This is a genomic window from Kitasatospora sp. NPDC048286, from assembly GCF_043201735.1.
Classification (GTDB): domain Bacteria; phylum Actinomycetota; class Actinomycetes; order Streptomycetales; family Streptomycetaceae; genus Kitasatospora.
In genome coordinates this window covers 640,193-658,613 of the sequence record NZ_JBICZE010000001.1, presented here as the reverse complement: position 1 = coordinate 658,613, position 18,421 = coordinate 640,193, and the positions used below count along the sequence as shown (strand labels likewise).

General features: G+C 72.7%; 21 protein-coding genes. 18 read left to right on the top strand and 3 right to left on the bottom strand.

The window, feature by feature from the left end:
* Positions 1 to 106 precede the first annotated feature (106 nt).
* From ACGF13_RS03070 to ACGF13_RS03050, 5 genes are all read left to right on the top strand, one after another.
* Positions 107 to 1,387, top strand: coding sequence for an aspartate kinase (locus tag ACGF13_RS03070; protein ID WP_316522622.1), 1,281 nt, complete (start codon positions 107 to 109; stop codon positions 1,385 to 1,387).
* A gap of 60 nt (positions 1,388 to 1,447) precedes the next feature.
* Complete coding sequence (locus tag ACGF13_RS03065) at positions 1,448 to 2,515, top strand: aspartate-semialdehyde dehydrogenase (protein ID WP_392868347.1); 1,068 nt, start codon at positions 1,448 to 1,450, stop codon at positions 2,513 to 2,515.
* Between the two features lie 259 nt (positions 2,516 to 2,774).
* Positions 2,775 to 3,320 (top strand): SigE family RNA polymerase sigma factor, encoded by a 546-nt coding sequence (locus ACGF13_RS03060; RefSeq protein WP_392868345.1) that lies wholly within the window; start codon positions 2,775 to 2,777, stop codon positions 3,318 to 3,320.
* A complete protein-coding gene (locus ACGF13_RS03055; RefSeq protein ID WP_392868343.1) occupies positions 3,313 to 4,608 on the top strand; it encodes a hypothetical protein in 1,296 nt (431 codons plus the stop codon). Before ACGF13_RS03060 ends, ACGF13_RS03055 begins: the two co-directional genes overlap by 8 nt.
* A 116-nt stretch (positions 4,609 to 4,724) precedes the next feature.
* Positions 4,725 to 5,504 (top strand): SURF1 family protein, encoded by a 780-nt coding sequence (locus tag ACGF13_RS03050; protein ID WP_392868341.1) that lies wholly within the window; start codon positions 4,725 to 4,727, stop codon positions 5,502 to 5,504.
* Between the two features lie 27 nt (positions 5,505 to 5,531).
* Here ACGF13_RS03050 and ACGF13_RS03045 read toward each other — a convergent pair whose 3' ends face one another.
* Positions 5,532 to 6,170 carry a hypothetical protein gene (locus ACGF13_RS03045; protein ID WP_392868339.1) on the bottom strand — a complete coding sequence of 213 codons (639 nt, stop codon included), beginning with the start codon at positions 6,168 to 6,170 and terminating at the stop codon, positions 5,532 to 5,534.
* Positions 6,167 to 8,035, bottom strand: coding sequence for a S9 family peptidase (locus ACGF13_RS03040; RefSeq protein WP_392868774.1), 1,869 nt, complete (start codon positions 8,033 to 8,035; stop codon positions 6,167 to 6,169). The genes ACGF13_RS03045 and ACGF13_RS03040 overlap by 4 nt, the downstream gene beginning before the upstream one ends.
* Before the next feature lie 441 nt (positions 8,036 to 8,476).
* Between ACGF13_RS03040 and ACGF13_RS03035 the strand changes: the two genes are divergently transcribed.
* The 3 genes from ACGF13_RS03035 (at position 8,477) to ACGF13_RS03025 (ending at position 11,827) form a co-directional block, all read left to right on the top strand.
* A complete protein-coding gene (locus tag ACGF13_RS03035; RefSeq protein ID WP_392868337.1) occupies positions 8,477 to 8,815 on the top strand; it encodes a LuxR C-terminal-related transcriptional regulator in 339 nt (112 codons plus the stop codon).
* 460 nt (positions 8,816 to 9,275) lie between these two features.
* Positions 9,276 to 10,877: a helix-turn-helix domain-containing protein gene (locus ACGF13_RS03030; protein ID WP_392868335.1), complete on the top strand. Its 1,602-nt coding sequence runs from the start codon at positions 9,276 to 9,278 to the stop codon at positions 10,875 to 10,877.
* Positions 10,878 to 10,888: 11 nt separating this feature from the next.
* Positions 10,889 to 11,827, top strand: a complete 939-nt coding sequence (locus tag ACGF13_RS03025; RefSeq protein WP_392868333.1) for an NAD-dependent epimerase/dehydratase family protein — start codon at positions 10,889 to 10,891, stop codon at positions 11,825 to 11,827.
* A 1-nt stretch (position 11,828) separates the two neighbouring features.
* On the opposite strand, the gene ACGF13_RS03020 is transcribed toward ACGF13_RS03025, so the two are convergent.
* Entirely contained in the window at positions 11,829 to 12,251 is a 423-nt protein-coding gene (locus ACGF13_RS03020; protein WP_392868331.1) for a GntR family transcriptional regulator, read from the bottom strand.
* 1,030 nt (positions 12,252 to 13,281) lie between these two features.
* Here ACGF13_RS03020 and ACGF13_RS03015 point away from each other — a divergent pair.
* The 10 genes from ACGF13_RS03015 to ACGF13_RS02970 all read left to right on the top strand — a co-directional run bounded on the left by ACGF13_RS03015 (position 13,282) and on the right by ACGF13_RS02970 (position 17,828).
* Positions 13,282 to 13,548: a hypothetical protein gene (locus ACGF13_RS03015; protein ID WP_392868329.1), complete on the top strand. Its 267-nt coding sequence runs from the start codon at positions 13,282 to 13,284 to the stop codon at positions 13,546 to 13,548.
* Positions 13,548 to 13,949, top strand: a complete 402-nt coding sequence (locus ACGF13_RS03010; protein ID WP_392868328.1) for a WhiB family transcriptional regulator — start codon at positions 13,548 to 13,550, stop codon at positions 13,947 to 13,949. Before ACGF13_RS03015 ends, ACGF13_RS03010 begins: the two co-directional genes overlap by 1 nt.
* A gap of 70 nt (positions 13,950 to 14,019) precedes the next feature.
* Positions 14,020 to 14,994, top strand: coding sequence for a DUF2637 domain-containing protein (locus ACGF13_RS03005; RefSeq protein ID WP_392868326.1), 975 nt, complete (start codon positions 14,020 to 14,022; stop codon positions 14,992 to 14,994).
* A 19-nt stretch (positions 14,995 to 15,013) separates the two neighbouring features.
* Entirely contained in the window at positions 15,014 to 15,223 is a 210-nt protein-coding gene (locus ACGF13_RS03000; protein WP_392868324.1) for a hypothetical protein, read from the top strand.
* 16 nt (positions 15,224 to 15,239) lie between these two features.
* Positions 15,240 to 16,007 carry a DUF4097 family beta strand repeat-containing protein gene (locus ACGF13_RS02995; RefSeq protein ID WP_392868323.1) on the top strand — a complete coding sequence of 256 codons (768 nt, stop codon included), beginning with the start codon at positions 15,240 to 15,242 and terminating at the stop codon, positions 16,005 to 16,007.
* 14 nt (positions 16,008 to 16,021) lie between these two features.
* Positions 16,022 to 16,408 (top strand): ATPase, encoded by a 387-nt coding sequence (locus ACGF13_RS02990; RefSeq protein ID WP_392868321.1) that lies wholly within the window; start codon positions 16,022 to 16,024, stop codon positions 16,406 to 16,408.
* Positions 16,409 to 16,421: 13 nt separating this feature from the next.
* Positions 16,422 to 16,658: a hypothetical protein gene (locus ACGF13_RS02985; protein ID WP_392868319.1), complete on the top strand. Its 237-nt coding sequence runs from the start codon at positions 16,422 to 16,424 to the stop codon at positions 16,656 to 16,658.
* A 17-nt stretch (positions 16,659 to 16,675) separates the two neighbouring features.
* The gene (locus tag ACGF13_RS02980) at positions 16,676 to 17,104 is read left to right on the top strand and encodes a hypothetical protein (RefSeq protein WP_392868317.1); all 429 of its coding nucleotides are present in this window, start codon (positions 16,676 to 16,678) and stop codon (positions 17,102 to 17,104) included.
* Positions 17,105 to 17,145: 41 nt separating this feature from the next.
* The gene (locus tag ACGF13_RS02975; RefSeq protein ID WP_392868315.1) at positions 17,146 to 17,646 is read left to right on the top strand and encodes a hypothetical protein; all 501 of its coding nucleotides are present in this window, start codon (positions 17,146 to 17,148) and stop codon (positions 17,644 to 17,646) included.
* On the top strand, positions 17,646 to 17,828 hold the full coding sequence (locus ACGF13_RS02970) for a hypothetical protein (RefSeq protein WP_392868313.1): 183 nt from the start codon (positions 17,646 to 17,648) through the stop codon (positions 17,826 to 17,828). Before ACGF13_RS02975 ends, ACGF13_RS02970 begins: the two co-directional genes overlap by 1 nt.
* Positions 17,829 to 18,421 lie beyond the last annotated feature (593 nt).

Sequence of the window (18,421 nt, the reverse complement as noted above, 5' to 3'; positions counted from 1 at the left end):
TCGGGGCACCCCTGCTCGGTAGACTGACGACGACCGCACCCCCCTCTCCCCAGGGGGGTACGGGGGCCCGTAGCCCCCGGAAAAGACTTCGAGTCGAGGAGCGCACGTGGGCCTTGTCGTGCAGAAGTACGGCGGCTCATCCGTTGCGGATGCCGAAGGCATCAAGCGCGTGGCCCGCCGAATCGTTGACGCCAAGAAGGCCGGCCATGAGGTCGTCGTCGTGGTGTCCGCGATGGGCGACACGACGGACGAGCTCATCGAACTCGCCGAGCAGGTGTCACCGCTGCCTGCCGGCCGTGAGTTCGACATGCTGCTGACCGCTGGAGAGCGCATCTCCATGGCGCTGCTGGCCATGGCGATCAAATCCCTGGGGCACGAGGCGCAGTCCTTCACGGGCAGCCAGGCCGGTGTCATCACCGACTCCGTCCACAACAAGGCGCGCATCATCGACGTGACGCCGGGCCGCATCCGCACCGCCCTGGACCAGGGCAACATCGCGATCGTGGCCGGTTTCCAGGGCGTCTCCCAGACCAGCAAGGACATCACCACGCTGGGCCGGGGCGGCTCGGACACCACCGCCGTGGCGCTCGCCGCCGCGCTCAAGGCCGAGGTCTGCGAGATCTACACCGACGTGGACGGCGTGTTCACCGCCGACCCGCGCGTGGTGAAGAAGGCCCGCAAGATCGACTGGATCGCCTACGAGGACATGCTGGAGCTGGCCTCGTCGGGCTCCAAGGTCCTGCTCGATCGGTGTGTCGAGTACGCCCGTCGCTACAACATCCCGATTCACGTACGCTCGTCCTTCTCGGGTCTTCCCGGGACGATCGTCAGCAACGACAACCCGAACCAGCCCGAAGGGGGCGAGATGGAGCAGGCCATCATCTCCGGAGTCGCCCACGACACCTCCGAGGCCAAGGTCACGGTCGTCGGCGTGCCCGACAAGCCGGGCGAGGCGGCGCGCATCTTCCGCGCCATCGCCGACGCCGAGGTCAACATCGACATGGTGGTGCAGAACGTCTCCGCCGCGTCGACCGGCCTGACCGACATCTCCTTCACCCTGCCCAAGACCGAGGGCCAGAAGGCCATCGACGCACTGGGCCGGGTCAAGGAGGGCATCGGCTACGAGTCGCTGCGCTACGACGACGCGATCGGCAAGATCTCGCTGGTCGGCGCCGGCATGCGCTCCAACCCCGGGGTCACGGCGACCTTCTTCGAGGCGCTGTCCGCCGCGGGCGTCAACATCGAGCTGATCTCCACCTCGGAGATCCGCATCTCGGTGGTCACCCGCGCGGATGACGTCCCGGAGGCCGTCCGGGCCGTGCACAGCGCCTTCGGCCTGGACAGCGAGAGCGACGAGGCCGTCGTCTACGGCGGCACCGGGCGATGACCCGGGAGCGGAGCGGGAGCGCCGGGCGATGACCCGGGCACCGGGCCGGGACGCCGGGCGATGACCTGGCGTCCGAACCTCGCCGTCGTCGGCGCCACCGGCGCGGTCGGCGAGGTGCTGCTCGGGCTGCTCTCCCTCCGCCAGGACGTCTGGGGCGAGATCCGCCTCGTCGCCTCCCCGCGCTCGGCCGGCCGTACGGCGGTGGTGCGCGGGGAGTCCGTCCGGGTCGTCCCGCTGGCCGAGGAGGCCTTCGAGGGGGTCGACGTGGCGGTGTTCGCCGTCCCCGACCAGGTCTCCGCCCAGTGGGCGCCGATCGCGGCGGCCAAGGGCGTCGTGGTGATCGACGACTCGGCCGTCTTCCGCACCGCCGAGGACGTGCCGCTGGTCGTCCCCGAGGTCAACGCGGCCGCGCTGCGGATCCGCCCGCGCGGGATCGTCTCCAGTCCGGCCGGCACCGCCCTCGCGATGATCGCCGTACTCGGCGCGCTGCACGCCGAGTACGGGCTGGCGCAGCTGGTGGTCGCCTCCTACCAGGCCGCCGACGGCGAGGGCCGCGCCGGCGAGGCGGCGCTGCGCGCGCAGACCGCTCTGGTGGCGGGCGCCGAGGTCGGCCGGCAGACCGGTGACCTGCGCGCGCTGATCGCCGATCAGGGTCCGTTCGCCGCCCCGCTCGCGTTCAACGCGGTGCCCTGGACCGGCGGGTTGCGCGAGGGCGGCTGGTCCGCCGAGGAGATGGGCATCCGCGACGAGTCCCGCAAGGTCCTCGGCCTGCCCGCCCTGAAGGTCTCGGCGACCTGTGTCCACATCCCGGTCGTCCGCACCCACGCGCTGGCGGTGCACGCCCGGTTCGAACGGGAGGTCACCCAGGAGCACGCGCAGGACATCCTGCGGGACGCGCCCGGCGTGGTCCTCTACGACGACCCGGCGGCGGGCGAGTTCCCGACGCCGAACGACGTGGTCGGAACGGACCCGGTCTGGGTCGGGCGGGTCCGGCGGGCGCTGGACGAACCGGACGCGCTGGACCTCTTCCTGTGCGGGGACAACCTGCGCAAGGGCGCGGCGCTCAACCTGGTGCAGCTGGCCGAGCTGGTGGCGGCGGAGCTGACGGCGGGCCAACCGGCCGAGTAGGCGCCGGTTTTCCCCACCTGTCCATACCTGTGTCCGCTCCTCGACACAATCTGTCCGGAATCCCGTGGGAATCCCCTGGAGCCCGCTTCCGCCGATGCGGAAGAATGGGCCCCGGGCCGGGCAACCATGACAGGGGATCGAGTGTCCAACGTGCGTGGCGAACGTGATGGTGGGGGCAAGGGCGGGCATCCCGGCGAGAGCCGCGGTGTCCTTCCCGTCGCGCGCCCCGTGGCCTGCGAGTAGGCCGGAAGAAGACCAGATGACGGCGGCCGCACCCGGTGCGGCGGACTCCGGCGCGGGTACCGACGCGGGTACCAGCGAGGACCTGCTCACCGCGACCTACCAGGCGCACTACCGCTCGCTGCTGCGGCTCGCCGCGCTGCTCCTCGACGACCTCTCGACCTGCGAGGACGTCGTCCAGGAGGCGTTCATCCGGGTGCACGCCGCCCGGCGCCGGGTGCGCGAGCCCGAGAAGACCCTGGCCTACCTCAGGCAGACGGTCGTCAACCTGTCCCGCTCCACGCTGCGCCGCCGCATCCTCGGGCTGCGACTGCTGCCGAAGCCCATGCCTGACATGGCCAGTGCAGAAGAAGGTGCCTACGATGCCCTGGAGCGCGACCAGTTGAAGGCCGCGCTACGTGGTCTGCAACGCCGTCAGCGGGAGGTTCTGGTGCTGCGTTACTTCGTGGACATGACGGAGGCGCAGGTCGCCGAGACCCTGGGCATCTCGCTCGGCTCGGTGAAGGCCTACGGCTCGCGTGGACTCGCCGCCCTCCGCGTCCAGATGGAGGCCGGACATGGCTGAGGCGGACGGCGCCTCCGACCCGAACGGGCCTGACGCCTCCATCCCGAACGCGCCCGCCGCGAACGTGCCCGCCGCGAACGTGCCCGCCGCGAACGTGCCCGCCCCGAACGCGCCCGGCGCCGCGAACGCGTCGTCGTCCGAGTCCGACTCCCTGACCCCGGAGCTGCCGGACCTGTCCACCGAGGAACGGGCACTGCGCGAACTGCTGCACGGCGCCGTCTCCGGCATCCAGCCCGCGTCCGAGGCGCTGCCGCGGATCCGCCGGGCGGTGCCCCGCCGTCAGGCCGCCCGGCGCGGCGCCTGGACCGGGGTGGCCGCGCTCGCCTTCGTCGTCGCGATCGGCCTGCCCGTCCTGCACGAGGGGGAGCACCTCGGGCTCTCCGTCGGCCCCGGATCGGCGGACGCCAAGAGCCCGGCCGCCACCTCCTCCAGCGGTGTCACCGGAAGCGCCGGCGGCACCGGCGGGGCCTCGCACGGGGACCCGAGCGGTACCGGCGGGGCCACGTCGCCGTCCGGTTCGGCCACGGCCCCGCACACCCCCGGCGGCGGGCTGACGCACACCGACGGCGGCGTCGCGCCCTCCGGCACCGGTGGCGCCGACGGCGGCGGCATCGTCCCGCTCTGCACCCGGACGGACCTCGGCGAGGGCGTCTCGCAGGTCGGCGCGGCCGACGGTACCGGGCGGATCTACGGCTCCTTCACGGTCTACAACGTCTCCGGGCACAGCTGCCGGCTCGGTGGGCCGGGCTCGGTGGCGGTCACCGCCGTCAGCGGCGGCGACCGCGGCCGCGTCCACTCCGCCGACCACGCCCCGGGCGACCCGGCCGCCGACCTGCCCGCGATGGACGGGGAGCCGCCGGTGCTCGCGCCGCGGGCCGGGTACCGGGTGCCGTTCGCCTGGGTCCCCGAACGGACCTGCACCGGCTCCGGTCCCCTGACCACCCCGGCGTCGAACGGCGTCAACCAGGTGGCCCTGCGCTCGGACGTCCCGGCCGTCGAGTCCGGTGCCCCGGCCTCCGTCACCAGCGACGCGCCCAGCGCCAACCCGCCGGCCTCCTCGTCCCCGTCGGCGGAACCCACCACGGCCCCCAGCCCGAGCGCCAGCCCGACCGGGAACCCGCCCACCGCGGCGCCCACCGTGACCATCGCCCACACCCCCGCCCCCGGCAGCCCGGCGGTCGCCACGGCGACCCTGCCCGTGTCGTGCGGCGGCACCGTCTACCGCGGCGGCGTCCAGGGCCTGGGCGGCCCGGCGCCGCAGCCGTCGGGCTCACCGACGGCGGGGTGACCGCCCGGCGGTGCCCGGCGGTGCCGGCGGTGCTCGGCGGGTCGTAGCGGGCCGGAGGCCGCCGGGTTCGGGGCCCGGGGGGCGGGCCGGGTGTGAGGAGTGGATACCGTGGGGGTGTGTACCGGTTCCTCCTGACTCCGCGCTGGCTCGGCGGCACCGTCGTGGCCGTGGCGGCCGTGGCGGTCTGCCTGTTCCTGGGCTCCTGGCAGCTCGGCCGGTTCGAGGACCGGGTGTCCACGCACCAGGAGACCAAGCAGGCGATCACCGCTTCGAGTGATGCCCGGCCGCTCGACGCGCTGCTCAACCAGGCGACCCCGCAGGTGACCACCGAGACCGTCGGCAGGACCGTCACGGTGACCGGCAGCTACGACACCGAACACCAACTGCTCGTTCCCAACCGCGTGGTGGACGGCAAGCAGGGCTACTACGTGCTCACCCCGCTGCGCACCCCCGACGGACACGCCGTCGCCGTGGTGCGCGGCTGGGCGGCCGGGGCCCCGGCCGTCGCCGGGCCGCCGCCGGGCGGAGAGGTGACGGTGACCGGTCGCCTGCAGGCCAACGAGGCCGTGGGCAGCAACGGCGCGGTGGCGGGCGGCCTGCCCGCCGGGCAGCTCGGCATGATCAACCGGGCGTCGCTGCTGAACGTGCTGGAGTACGACGGCTGGTACGACGGCTGGGTGGCCGCCGACGACGTGCCCGCCGGGCTGGCCTCCGTACCGAGCGTGCAGCCGCAGGGCGGGGACGGGCTCACCCTGCGCGCGTTCCAGAACCTGGGCTACACCCTGGAGTGGTTCGTCTTCGCCGGGTTCGTCGTCTTCATGTGGTTCCGCCTGGTGCGCCGCGAGGCGGAGGCGGAGCAGGACCGGGCCCTCGGACTGGACCCGGTCCTGGACTGACCGGCGGAGTCCCGCTCCGCCCCCGGCTCAGCGCTTGGTCGGCAGGGCCGGCGCCGGCGTCGGCTTGACCGCCGGCGGGGGCGGCGTCGGAGTGGGCGTCGGGAGGGCCGGCTGGGTCGGGAGCAGCGACTGGGTCGGCGAGGACGAGCCGCTGGGAAGCGGCGTCGGGTCGCTGTGGCAGTGGCCGTTGCCGCTGCCGTTACCGCTGCCGCCGTGGTCGTCGTCGGAGTCGTAGTGGTCGATGTGGTGGTGCACGGTGCGACCGCTCTTCGACCCCTTGGAGCCCTTCGAGCCCGAGGAACCCTTGGAGCCGCTGGACCCCTTCGATCCCTTGGCGAGTTCGACGGTGCCGTCCGGGTCGGTCGGCTCGTACGCCGTCAGCAGCACGGACGTGCCCGCGGCCCCGCCACCGACCGTGCTCCCCGTGCTCCCCGCGCCCGGTGCGCTCGCCTTGGTCGCGGTGGCGGGCGGTGCCGCGGGCGGTGTGGCAGCGGGTGCGGCGGGCGGCGTGGCGGCCGAGCTCGTGGGCACGACCGCCGAGGGGCTCGGCACCACCGGGCCCGCCGGGGGCGGGCAGGAGGCGTCGTTCTGCTGCGAGCCTGAGCAACCGGTGAGTACCAGGGCCCCGGCGACCGCCGCCCCCGCGAGCATCAGCAGGCGTCTCACGCCTCCCCTCCGGCGCCGCTCGCAGCGGCCTCCGCCGGCGCCGCGCCCAGGTGCCGCCGGACGAAGTCGATCTCCAGCCGCAGCTGCTTGATCCGCTCCTCCACCACCAGCGACCCGTGCCCCGCGTCGAAGCGGTACACCTCGTGCGGCTTGCTGAGCCGCTCCAGCCGCTCGACGTAGTTGTCGATCTGCCGGATCGGGCAGCGCGGGTCGTTGACCCCGGCGCTGATGTACACCGGCACCCGCACCTGCTCGACGTAGGTCAGCGGCGAGGAGGCGGTGAAGCGCTCCGGGACCTCCTCCGGGGTGCCGCCGAAGAGCGTGCGGTCCAGCGACTTGAGCGCCTCCATCTCGTCGGCGTACGCCGTGTGGTAGTCCGCGACCGGCACGGCGGCCACGCCGAGGGCCCAGCTGTCGGGCTGGACGCCGAGGCCGAGCAGGGTCAGGTAGCCGCCCCAGCTGCCGCCGGTGAGCACCAGCCGGGCCGGGTCGGCGAGCCCGCTGTCGACGGCCCAGGCGCGGACCGCCGCGATGTCCTCCAGCTCGATCAGGCCGACCCGCTCGTGCAGCGCGTCCGTCCAGGCCTGGCCGTAGCCGGTCGAGCCGCGGTAGTTGACCCGGACCACCGCGAAGCCGTGGTCCAGCCAGGCGGCCGGGCCGGCGGCGAAGGAGTCGCTGTCGTGGTGGGTCGGGCCGCCGTGGATCTCGAACACGGTCGGGTACGGGCCCTGCGCGGGCGTCGTCGGCCGCTGCACCAGGGCGTGCACCCGCCCGCCGGGGCCGTCCACCCAGACGTCCTCGACCGGCACCGAACCGGGCGGCACCGCGCCGGGCGCCCGCAGCACGACCGTCCCGGAGGTGGAGCGGACGGCGGAGGGCTCGGCGGCGGAGGACCACAGGTACTCGACGGTGCCGTCCGGGCGGGCGGTGGCGCCGCCGACGGTGCCGCGCGGGGTGTCCAGGCGGGTCAGCAGGCCGTCGGCGAGTCCGTACGAGAACAGCTCGCTGCGCGCCTCGTACTCGTGCTCCACCAGCAGTTCCCCGGCGCCGGGGCGCCACTGCGCGGAGACGTCGCCGGGCAGTTCGCGGCCCTGCTCGTCGCGCAGCGGGAGGGCGGTCTCGACGCCGGTGGCGACGTCCCAGATCATCGGCTCCCAGCGGCCGGTGCGCTGGTGGGCGACCAGCAGGCGGGTGTCGCCCTCGACCGGGGCGAAGCCCAGGCAGGCGACGCCGCGCGGCTCGTCCCGGCCGGTGACCTCGTCCAGCTCGGCGACGGTCTCGACGCCGCCCTCCCTGGTGATCCGGACGACCCGGATCGCGGCGTGCATCGCGTCGCCGTGCTCGGTGTGGTCGATGGCGAGCAGCGTGCTGTCGTGGCTGAGGTCGCCGACGCCGCCGTACTCCTCGTGCCGGTAGATCTCGACCGGCTCGGCGCTGCCGGGGCGGTGCAGGTGCAGGGTGGTGCCGTCCTCGTCGGTGGAGCGGCCGACGACCACGGTGCCGTCGCGGCCGAGCACCAGGCCGGCCGAGTAGGAGGCGGCGAGGCCGGGCACGGCCTCCTCGTCGGGGCCTCCCGCGAACGGCTGGCGGCGCCAGACGCCGAACTCGTCGCCGTCGTGGTCGTCGAACCACCAGACCCAGTCGCCGTCGGGGGACAGCTCGGCGTCGGTGGTGCCGTTCGGACGGTCGGTGACCTGGCGGTGGGCGCCGGTGGCGCGGTCCCAGGCGTAGACCTCGTAGGTGCCGGTCGCGTTGGACACGTACAGCGCCCGGTCCGGGGCGTCCTCGGCCCAGTCGGGCAGCGACACCCGGGCCGCCCTGAACCTCTGCTCCCACGCCGGGACGGCGCTCTTCTCCTCGCTCATCCGACCATCCAACCCGATCGGGGGGAGGGAAGGGAACGGGCGGGCGGGCTTCGGCCCGCCCACCCGGGCGTCGGCGGGCGTGGTGAAGACCAGCCAGGCGCCGAGGGCGTCCGGACCACGGCCGAACCGGAGGTGCAGGGCGAGCACCAGGAAGAAGGAGCCCTGGCCGAGCCAGAAGGCGAGTTGGGCGAGCAGACCGGCGCTGAAGGAACGGCTGCGGAACAGCCGGGTGTCGACCGGCGGGGTGCCGGCGGTGGCGCCTTGACCGGTGGCGCTGGAGGTGGCGTTCGGGCTCTCCGACGGGGGAGCCGGAGGCAGCGAGACCGGTGGCAGCGCGGCCGGTGACGGCCCGGCGGGCGGCGGGGCGCGCGCCGACCGGCTGCCGGCCGGCCTCGCCGCACTTGGACTGCTCACCGAACTCGCCGCCGACCAGCCGCTGTTGTGCCTCCTGGACGACAACCAGTGGCTGGACCGGGCCTCACTGGACGCGCTGCTGCCGGCCGCCCGTCGGTTCCAGGCCGAGCGGGGTCGTCCTGCTGCCCGCCGCCCGCACCGGCGGGGTGTCCGCGTCCGGGGCCGGCGGCACCCCGGCCGGCACCCCGCAGTCCCCCCCTCACCCCCCGGGAACTCCAGATCGCCCGCCTCGCCGCCCAGGGCCTCACCAACCGCGACATCGCCGACCGGCTCTTCCTCGGCCCCCGTACGGTCGCCCACCACCACTACAGGGCCTACCCGAAGCTCGACATCACCTCCCGCACCGAACTCACCACCGTCCTCTGACCGGACCCCGGCCACGACGCGGGTGAACCACGCGCGGGCCCGGATCGGCGGAACGCCACGGAAGGAGGAAGGTGCTCGGACGGATCCCCGTCGCCGGGTCGGCTGAGGCACGGTCACCCGGTGGGCCGGGCACAACGACAGAGGCCCTGCCGGATTTCTCCGGCAGGGCCTCTGCAGTGGGTCGGGGTGGCGGGATTTGAACCCACGGCCTCTTCGTCCCGAATGAGGTCCGGGGCGGCGGCCGACCTGCGCAGACGCGCGAACGCCCTGGTCAGAGCGTTGGTATTCGTTGGTTCTCGCCGGATCGGCAAGGGGTGAATCTCAAGATCTTCTCCCGAGATTCTCCCGGCGCCTCAGTCGGGGCTATCCGTCTTGATCAAACACAGATCTCCTGCGCCGCAGGTGCAGTTGAATGTTCTCCGGCCCGTGATCGGCCGATCCCTGAAGGGGTAGATGCCTCATGACCATTGCAGCGAAGACGCCCGCCGTCTGCGCCCGATGCGGCGCCCGGCTGAGCCGCAGCAACACCGACACCGTGTGCAGCCCGTGCCGCCGGGCGATCGGACCCGCCGGCCCGGTCGCTCCGGGTGCCGCGACGGCCGAGCCTGTCAGCTGGCTCTCCACCTCGGCTGAGCGCACCGCGCCGCCGGACGGGTCCAACCTCGGCGACGTTCTGAAGGCCTACCGCGCGCTCCACAAGCTGAAGCAGCAGGACCTCGCCGACCTGCTCGGCTACGACCAGTCGTACGTCTCGTTGTTGGAGCGCGGGAAGCGGGTGATCAAGGACATGGACGAGCTTCGGCGCTTGGCCCAGGTGCTGGGACTGCCCGAGGACGAGTTGGGCTTGCTGCCGGCCGCCGAGGCAGCCGTCGTCTCGGTTCCCAGCGACGAGAGCGGCCCGCAGGTCGCGGTCGAGGAACAGCGCCGTTGGCGGATGACTCGCCGGGACCTGAACCGGCACCGGAGTCAGCTCACCAAGGCCGCCGCCCGGCTTTACCCCGGCGTGGACCGGGCAGGAACCAGCCCGGTGCTCACGCGGGCCGGGTGGATGTGGCCGAGCCCCCTGGACTTCGGTGACATCGACCTCACGTGGATGACGCAGACGGTTCCGCCGGAGGTCGTGGGTGCTGAAGTCGAGTCCGAGGGCGTCCGGCCCTTGGCTGCGACCGGCGGGCGGTTCGCCCGGTACTCGCAGGCCATCCGTATGGTCGACCGGCCGTCGCTATTCGTGAACCGGCCGAGCTTCCGGCTGCTCGACGTTACCCAGGTCGACGGCCGGCCCAAGCTGTCGTTCGGCTACACGACCTACTTCGACATGGCAGACGTCTGCGAGGGCGTGGCCCATGAGCTGGCGGGCGCGTGGCTGGCGACCGGCAGCGACCCCGCATGGATCGGTGAGCCGGACTGGGACGCACTCCCGTTCCGCTCGCTGGTCGGCGACCCGTTCGACCTCGGTCGTCGTCCGCTGCTGCCGTCCATCGACACCCTGACCATCCGGTTGGCGCCGGATGGCACGGCGTCGTTCCCGCTGCACCACCGGGCCGCGAGCAACGTGGCGTTGGCCGGCGGGACGTACCACATCATGCCCGCCGGGGTGTTCCAGCCGTCCTCGGTGATGCCATGGGACCAGTCGAACGACTTCGACCTCTGGCGCAACGTGCTCCGGGAGTACGCGGAGGAGTTCCTGGGCGACCCCGAGGCCGATGGCAGCAGCGGCGAGCCAATCGACTACGACGGGGTCGAGCCGTTCCGCACGCTCAACGAGGCCCGACGCGCGGGAAAGGTCCGACCGTACTGCTTCGGGATCGGCTTGGACCCGCTCACGCTGGCGGGCGAGATCCTCAGCGTCGTGGTCATCGACGCCGACGTCTACGACTCGGTGTTCTCCGGCATGGTCTCCCGCAACACCGAGGGCAGCGTCATTGCCGGCGCAGGCAACGCCAAGGGGATCGACTTCACCGCGGCCAACGTTCGCCACCTGCTGGACAATGAACCGCTCGCGTCTGCCGCCGCCGCGTGCCTCGACCTGGCGTGGCAGCATCGCGGACTGATCCTGAACTGAGGAGGAAATCCGTGCGCGTACTCGTGACGGGCGCCTTCGGGTTTGTCGGCAACGCCGTTGTCCGACGTCTCGCCGAGGCGGGCCACGAGGTGGTTGCCCTGACCCATCGGCCACCGGGGGCCCCGCTCCCCGAGCTGCCGGTGGCCGAGGTGGTCCACGGCGACATTCGCGACGAGCAGGCCGTTGCGTCGGCCGTGCGCGGCGTGCACGCCGTCTGCCACCTGGCCGCGCTCACGCGGGTGCGCGAGTCCTTCGAGATGCCTGACGAGTACCACGACGTCAACGTCAACGGCACCGCGACCCTGCTGGCCGCGCTGCCCGGTCGAGCTGCCGTGGATCGCCCGGTGGTCGTGCTCGGTTCGACGGCCGCGATCTACGGTGCCCCTGAGCAGCAGCCCATCGGCGAGGACGTCGTGCCTGCTCCGAGCAACCCGTACGGTGCTTCGAAGCTCGCCGCGGATGAGCTGCTCAAGCGCGAGGGGGAGCGTGGCACCGTCCAGGCGGTGAGTTTGCGGTGCTTCAACATCGCAGGCTCGGTGGGTGGGGTGGGGGACACCGATGAGTCCCGGATCATCCCGAAGGCGCTTGCCGTGGCGGCCGGCCGCTACCCGCACTTGGAGATGAACGGCGATGGGAGTGCCGTCCGGGACTTTGTCCATGTGGATGACCTGGCCCGCGCGTACGTCTTGGCGTTGCGCGCTGGGGACTTCGCGTACCGGGCCTACAACGTGGGCGCGACTCCGGCGAGCATGCGCGAGATTGTCGATGCCGTGGAGCAGGTCACTGGGCGGCCGGTGCCGGTGGTTCACCGCCCTCCGCAGCCAGAACCGCCCCGGCTGGTCGCCGACCTCACCCGAATCACGACCGAGTTCGGATGGAAGCCCGAGCGGTCCGGCCTCCAGGACCTGATCCGAGACGGGTGGGCGGCGACCAGCCGCGGCGGGCTCTGACCTACTCCGCCAGGCGGCTCTTCACGCTGTCGGGAAGCGCGTCGAACGCGTCCCGCCAGCGGTGAAGGGCCGCTTCGGCGCCTTTGGCCTCGCCTCCGGCGTGAGTCAAGCTGCGGAGTGCCTGCTCGATCGCATTGCCGGCTTGCAGCACCGGTACGGCCCAGTCGGCGGCGCCCCGGGAGTGCCCCGCCAAGCGCGGCGGGAACTGGACGAACACCCCCTTGCCCTGATGTCCGACCACGTAGCCCTCGGCGCGAAGCAGCGAGATAGCAGCCTTCACGACGGTGCTCGACACGCCGTAGTCGTCCATCAGCTTCCGCGTTGACGGCAGTGCGGAACCTGCGGCCAGCTTGCCGCTGCGGATCTGTTCCCGCAGGTCATCGGCTAGCTGGAGATAGGCCGGCTCGCCTTGGAACTCGGTCACCAGTGATCCTCCAGTCGACGTCTCGCACTTAGTGCACCAGTGTGCCGCAGGCTCGTTGCGGCGAAGCGCTTGCCAACTTGGCGCACTAAGTGCACCATGTTCATTGTGAGGGCAACGCCCCGGCGGAAGGCCTCATATGACAGGCCGTCATTGGTCTGGCGCTGTGCGTCGGAGCAGGCTTGTCGCAGCAGAGCGGACCCGAGATCAAGTGGGGCCGTTGCGAACACCATCAGCTCCTGAGGCCCTTCTTTGGGCTGCCCTGAGCTGCACAAGTACGTCCGGAAGTCGGCTCGCGAGGGTCGGCCAGGGAAGCGCAGTTCCTTGAGAATCGTCGTCCGCCGTGAGGCGCCGGCTTCATATCGATCGTGCGAGACCGACGCGAGGGCGGCGGTTGCGGAAGGCACCTAGGGGGCTTGGGCCCGCCGGGGAGTTGAACCACCGCGACACGCGCTCTCCCCCTACGCGTGGCATGCCATCCCTTCGGGGGTGTGGGGCCGGACGGACGCTGACCAGACCGATTACGTACGGCTGGATGGCGAGTCGAGTGGACCAGCGGAGTCTCAAAGCACGTGGCGGGATGAGACAGACCGCCCCCGGGGCGACCGGGTGATGTCGCCGGCGGCTGCGAGCCACGCAGCACCCCGATCCGGGGTGCGCCGCCCTGCTAGTGCTGAGCAGAGAGGAAGCACCGGACCAGGCCCGAGAGACCTGACGCCCGTAGGACGGGCAACCCCCAATCATCGGCCCCACCAAGGGCTTTGAGCCGAGGAGGGCGCGCCCATGGGCATGCCCCAGAGCTGTATCCGGCCCCGCCGCTAACCAGCGGGCGGGGCTCACCGATCCCGGTCGCTTACCAGCGATCACGGTCCCCGGCGCGTGCCGACCGCCCACGTGGCGGCGGGTACGCGTCGGGTTCCGCGGCTGCTCGTGAACGACGAGAAGCTGAGCCCGCGAAGCGGGCCGCCGCGCTCCGGCCAAGGAACGCGCGGCGGCCCTGCGGGCTCACCCCCAGATTGGACGAGGTGAACCCATGAAACTCATTGTCGCAGGCCAGGAGGCCGCGACCCCCGCCGAGTTCGCGGAACTCGCGTGGGGGACCGGCGTCGACTTCGGCTTCGGCGTCGACGTCGAGCTGTTCGACGGCAGCGCCGACAGCTCCGACGAGGACCGGATCGTCCGGCTCGACGTCGCCCGGGCGGTCCTGAAGGACCTGGACGGGCCGGCGGCCCGGTTCGCGTCCGCCCTGATGCGCACGGCCGAGCGCCGCCGGGTCCTGACCTGGAAGGCGGCCGCGTGATGACCCTCAAGCGGCAGCAGTTCCTCACCGCCACCCGCACCCCGCACCTGACCGCCGGCCCGGCGGTCACCGTGCTCGCCGAGTACCGCCCGGACGGCGGGGGCGACCTGCGCGGCGCCGCCTGCGCCGGCGTCGACAGCACCCTCTTCTACCCGGAGGTCGACGAGGACGCCCCGGACTTGGAGGTCGCTCGTGCGGCGGCCGCGTGGGCCGAGCGCCGCGCCAAGATGTTCTGCGCCGGATGCCCGGTGCGCACGATGTGCCTGGAGCTGGCCCTGGAGCGCCACGAGAAGCACGGCATCTTCGGTGGACTGAACGCCGCCGAGCGCGCCGCGCTGCACCGCCGCCGACAGGACACGGCCCGCGAGCGTCGCGCCGCCGCCGGGGGTGCTCACCGATGACCGCCCCGATGCTCACCGCGCTCACGACGCGCTCACCGCGCACCCGGCGGTGGTCGCAGTGAGCGCGCCGATGAGCAAGGAACAGATCCGCTCGGCCGAGGTGGCGCTGGCCGTGGGGACGTGGACGATCACGCTCGGCGCGGTCATCTACAGCATGCTCACGGTCACCCCGCTCATGTCCAAGCACAGCCCGGACGGCTGGAAGTGGACGGCCCCGATCCTGCCGCTGGTCGTGGACGCGGCCGTGGTGATCGTGGTCCGCCTGGACAGCACGCTCGCCCGCCTCGGCGGCGACGGCGGCTGGTGGCCGGTCGTGCTGCGCTGGATGACCGGCGCCATGACCGTGCTGCTCAACGTGGGTCAATCCGCGTTGGACCACGACAAGGTCGGGGTGGCGGTCCACTCGGTGGCGCCGCTGCTGCTGATCGTCACGGCAGAGACCTCACTCGCCTACCGGCGGGCGATCGCCGCCGCCTTGGCCACCCATAAGGCCCATGAGCGCGATGAGCAGACCGAACGCGAGCGTCGCACCGAGCAGCGCCAGCAGGAGGAACGCGAGGAGCGGCAAGCCCAGCAGGAGCGGGCCGACCAGCGCGAGCGTGAGCGCCGTGAGCACGACGAGAGGATGGCCACCCAGCAGCGAGAGCACGAGCTGCGGATGGCCGACGACGAGCGCCAGGAACAGCGGCGCCTGGATGACGCCGAGCGGACCGATCGTGAGCGCCGTGAGCACGAGGCGAGCGAGCGTGAGCGCCGTGAGCACGAGCGTGAGCAGGCCGCCGCTCAGGACGCCGAGCGGCAGCGGCAGGAACTCCTGACCGCGCCCGCCACGGACGTGCGCCTGCCCGAGGACCAGGCCCGCCTGAAGATCCAGGCCTGCGTGAAGCTCGCTGTCCCGCAGCGCCGGGCCGCCGAGCTGACCGGCTGGTCGGCCGGCTGGGTCGCCGCCCGCTACCAGGAACTGCGCACGACCGCCCCGGAGCGTCCCGCCCTGCACTCCGTCCCGGCCGAGGCCGACGAGGCCACCGCGTCGGACGCCGCCTGAGACCACGAGAGGACCCGTCATGAGCACCGACCGCATCCCGGCCCCGCAGCCGGAGTTCGAGCAGACCCGCGTCGTGGACGTCTTCCCGCTCCACGGCTTCATGTGCGCCCAGACCAGCAACGAGGACGGCTCCGTGCGCTGGTGGCACCTGTTCACCCTCGCCGGGCGCTCGCTCGGCTCCACCAACCGCCCCGAGCTGATCGGCTCCCTGATCCAGCAGACCCGCTGACCCCCGAGGAGAAGCCATGAGCACCGTCCGCACCGTCCGCACCTTCCGCGCCACCGACGCCACCAAGCTCGTCCTCGACCTGCCCACCGGCGACGTCCGCGTCTGCACCGACCCCAACGCCACGGCCATCACCGTCATCCTCGCCACCGACGACGACCACGGCCCCGCCGCCGACGCCGTCAACCAGGTCTGGGTGCAGGAGGGGCGCGACACCCTGAGCATCGACGTCCCGCAGGTGGACAGCGGCGGCATCACCATGACCGCCCGCGGCCGCAACGTCGTGTTCCACTCCGTCGGAACCAGGAACACGATGATCATCGATGGCCGGGTCATCACCTCCGGCGATGTGCACGTCGGCGTCAGCCCGGTCACCGCCACCGTGTTCATGCCGCCCACCGCCCGCGCCATGGCCCTCAAGACCATCTCCGCCGACCTCACCGCCACCGGCCACCACCGCCTGCTGGCCGCCACCTCCACCTCCGGCGACGTCCGCGTCGATTCCGCGGACATCCTGACGGTCACCACGGTCTCCGGCGACGTCACCGCCCAGCGCATCGGCGCCGACGCCGAGATCATGTCCACCTCCGGCGACGTGCGCATCGGCGTCCACGAGGGCCACACCGCCAACATCGACACGGTCTCCGGCGACGTCCGGCTCACCGCCGGCACCCGCGCCACCGGCAGCGTGTCCGTCCGCACGGTCTCCGGCGACATCACCCTGACCGGCACCGGGCGCCTCGACGTCACCGCCCACACCGTCTCCGGCCGCAAGCACCAGGGCTGACAGGGGTCCAGGACGTGTCCGTCACCGAGATCACCGTCGTCTCCTTCGGCTACCTGCACGGCGCCGCGCCCGAGGCGCACCTGACCCTTGACCTGCGCCGCCACTTCCGTGACCCGCACATCGACCCGGCCCTGCGTCACCAGAGCGCCCACGACCTGCCGGTACGCCGGGCCGTGCTCGCCACCCCGGGCGTCCGGGAGCTGATCGCCGGTGCCGCGCTGGTGGCGGACTCGTTCGACGCCGGTCCGTCCGACGCGCCGCTGACCATCGCGGTCGGCTGCGCGGGCGGGCGGCACCGCGCCGCCACCGTCGCCAGCGTCCTCGCCAAGCGCCTCGCCAAGACCGGCGCGACTGTCAGCCTCGCCCACCGCGACCTCGACAAGCCCGTCGTCGACCGCTGACCAGGAGTCCTCCATGAACCGCACCGACGCCAACGCCCTCGCCGCCGCCCTCGACCGGGGCGCCGCCGACAAGACCAAGGCCGCCCGCTCCGGCGACGCCGTCGCCGCCGACCCCACCAACGACGACCTCACCCGCCGGCAGGCGTCCGCCGCCGCCCGCATCCTGCGCGGCCAGGCCCACGACATGCGCGCCGACGCCGCCGCCATCCGCAACGGCGCCAACCCCACCGACCTCGGCTACACCGACTGACCTGGAACGGAGACACCATGAACAGCATCCGAGCCGCCCGGTTCGCCGCTGCCTACGCCCTTCTCCGATCGGCGGCGGACGTCGCCGACCACTGGATCCAGACCGACCACCAGGCCACCACCAAGGGCCTGCCGGGGGTGGCCGGGCGTGAGGCCTGCGCCGCCCACGTCGCCTCCTACGTCGCCGTTCAGGGCGCCGCTCTGCTGGGCGGCGCCCGCCTGCTCGGAATCCGTCTGCGGCCCGGCCCGGTGGCCGCTGCCCTCGCGCTCAGCGCGGTCACCCACTACGTCGCCGACCGGCGCGAGCCCCTGCGCCGCCTCGCCGACGCCACCGGCAAGGGCGACTTCGCGCGGCTGGCCGACCACGGCATGAACGGCAGCTACTGCCTCGACCAGGCCTGGCACCACGCCGCCGAGACCCTCGCCGCGCTCGTCGCCTCCGCCTGACCCACCGCCACCCGAAACGAGACCGGAACGGGAGGAACACCATGAACAGCACGAACAGGTGGACGTCTGACCACCTGACGGCCCCGGGCGGGACCGCCATCTACGCCGCCCAGCAGCGCGAGCGGCTGCGGCAGATGGCGGACGAGGTCCAGGCCCTGCTGCGCGAGTACCGCGCCGACCTGGAGTCGGTGCGCATCGACGGCGACTGGCTGGGCCAGCGCCGCATGCGCGCCTACCTCGCGACCCGGCCGCTCGCCGATCTGGAGCACCACCTGCGCGAGGCGGTGAACGCCGCCGGAAAGCTCGACACGGAATACAACCGCCGCTACGTCGAGCTGCCGAAGAAGCGCGAGGCCCGCGCCGCCGAGAAGGCCCTGAGGAATGACCGCAAGGCGGGAATCCAGGCGGCCCGGAGCGCAGACACGGTGGACACCGCCGCTACCCTCCACGGAATTTCTTCCGCGCTTTCCGAGAAGGCGGACGGGAATTCCGGAGAAAAGCAGTCTCCGGCATTCCTCGACTTCCTGAAGGAGAGTGCCTGATGGCGCTTTCCCCCGGGCAGGTCGCCTACTGGCAGAAGCGCCTGGCGGCGACGACGACGAACGCCGACCGGGCCCGGGTGCTGTGGGACCTGGCCCGCACCCTGGCCGGCGCCGACGAGGAGTCGTGGGCCGATCTGGTGCGGATGCTCAGCGCCTGGACCCAGCACCACGCCGCGTCCTGAGCACGCTCCCTTGGTGACGCTTCGCGCTCATCATCATCACGCCGCTCCGTGAATCCGGGGGTCCCACGTACGCGTGCACGCGTACGCGTGAGGACCCCCGGACCCGTGACGGAGCGTGACACCCGATTGGAGGCCCGATGGCCGACAACGAGGGGACCGTGCTCGGGTTCCCCCGGCTGACGGTGCCGGGGGTCGTGGCCGAGGACCGGCCGCCCGCCGGCCCTCCGGCGCTGGCGCCGCTCGCCACCGACCTGGCCCCGCCCGCGTCCCTGTCGATCCCCGAAAACCCCGAGCTTTCCCGCGAAAGCGAATACCCCGCACCGGCCGGGCCGCCGCTTTCGGCGGGCGGCCCGGCGAATGTCGCCGCGATGTCGGCGGTCATGATGGCGGGGATCACCGTGGCCGCGCTGCGGGGCGCCGCCCATTTCGTCGCCTACATGAAAGCCCGCGCCGAACACCAGAAGACCGTGGAGCGGCAGCGGACGCCCTCCACCTCTGCCGGGAATCCACAGGCTGTGGATTCCCGGACGCACATTCCCGGACCGGCGTCCCGGGGCCGGGTGCAGTCCGGTCCGGAATTCGGGCGGAGCACG

Coding starts and splice junctions, on each gene's coding strand:
- ACGF13_RS03065 (WP_392868347.1), top strand. CDS start 1,448: ATGACCTGGCGTCCGAACCTCGCCGTCGTCGGCGCCACCGGCGCGGTC.
- ACGF13_RS03060 (WP_392868345.1), top strand. CDS start 2,775: ATGACGGCGGCCGCACCCGGTGCGGCGGACTCCGGCGCGGGTACCGAC.
- ACGF13_RS03055 (WP_392868343.1), top strand. CDS start 3,313: ATGGCTGAGGCGGACGGCGCCTCCGACCCGAACGGGCCTGACGCCTCC.
- ACGF13_RS03040 (WP_392868774.1), bottom strand. CDS start 8,035: ATGAGCGAGGAGAAGAGCGCCGTCCCGGCGTGGGAGCAGAGGTTCAGG.
- ACGF13_RS03030 (WP_392868335.1), top strand. CDS start 9,276: ATGACCATTGCAGCGAAGACGCCCGCCGTCTGCGCCCGATGCGGCGCC.
- ACGF13_RS03015 (WP_392868329.1), top strand. CDS start 13,282: ATGAAACTCATTGTCGCAGGCCAGGAGGCCGCGACCCCCGCCGAGTTC.
- ACGF13_RS03010 (WP_392868328.1), top strand. CDS start 13,548: ATGACCCTCAAGCGGCAGCAGTTCCTCACCGCCACCCGCACCCCGCAC.
- ACGF13_RS03005 (WP_392868326.1), top strand. CDS start 14,020: ATGAGCAAGGAACAGATCCGCTCGGCCGAGGTGGCGCTGGCCGTGGGG.
- ACGF13_RS03000 (WP_392868324.1), top strand. CDS start 15,014: ATGAGCACCGACCGCATCCCGGCCCCGCAGCCGGAGTTCGAGCAGACC.
- ACGF13_RS02995 (WP_392868323.1), top strand. CDS start 15,240: ATGAGCACCGTCCGCACCGTCCGCACCTTCCGCGCCACCGACGCCACC.
- ACGF13_RS02985 (WP_392868319.1), top strand. CDS start 16,422: ATGAACCGCACCGACGCCAACGCCCTCGCCGCCGCCCTCGACCGGGGC.
- ACGF13_RS02980 (WP_392868317.1), top strand. CDS start 16,676: ATGAACAGCATCCGAGCCGCCCGGTTCGCCGCTGCCTACGCCCTTCTC.
- ACGF13_RS02975 (WP_392868315.1), top strand. CDS start 17,146: ATGAACAGCACGAACAGGTGGACGTCTGACCACCTGACGGCCCCGGGC.
- ACGF13_RS02970 (WP_392868313.1), top strand. CDS start 17,646: ATGGCGCTTTCCCCCGGGCAGGTCGCCTACTGGCAGAAGCGCCTGGCG.